1 protein-coding gene is annotated in these 400 nt (G+C 54.0%); it reads right to left on the reverse strand.

Features of this window, described 5'->3' with window-relative positions; translation table 11 throughout:
* Positions 1 to 45: 45 nt before the first annotated feature.
* Positions 46 to 400, reverse strand: a 355-nt coding sequence (locus HMPREF2726_RS07600; protein WP_148132493.1) for a transposase, incomplete at its 5' end; no start/stop codon positions are given.

Genomic DNA, 400 nt, shown 5'->3' on the forward strand with positions numbered 1-400 from the left:
CAACTGTATTTTTCACCCCGTCGGGCAAAAATACCAAAACTCAAATCAAGCCGTTCGGATACCGTTTTCGGTGGTACCGTTTTCGGCAAAGTAATCACGCATCCGGGCATTCAATATCGTCAGCAGTTTGCGCATACATGCCGTAACGGCAACCTTATACGGCTTACCCTTGGACAGCAGGCGTTGGTAGAAATCCCGAATAAGCGGTTCAAAACGTGTCGCTACCACGGTAGCCATATACAGTGCCTTACGCACCGCAGACCTTCCGCCGAAGCAGCGGCTTTTGAATTTGGTTTCCCCGCTCTCCCTCGGGTGCGGGGCAATGCCGACCAAACTCGCCAGCCGTTTGTGCGACAGCCGTCCCAATTCGGGCAGCATCGCCATCAGCGTAGCCGTCGTT

The sequence above is a fragment of the Neisseria sp. HMSC074B07 genome (genome assembly GCF_001810355.1).
In the GTDB taxonomy this organism is placed as follows: domain Bacteria; phylum Pseudomonadota; class Gammaproteobacteria; order Burkholderiales; family Neisseriaceae; genus Neisseria.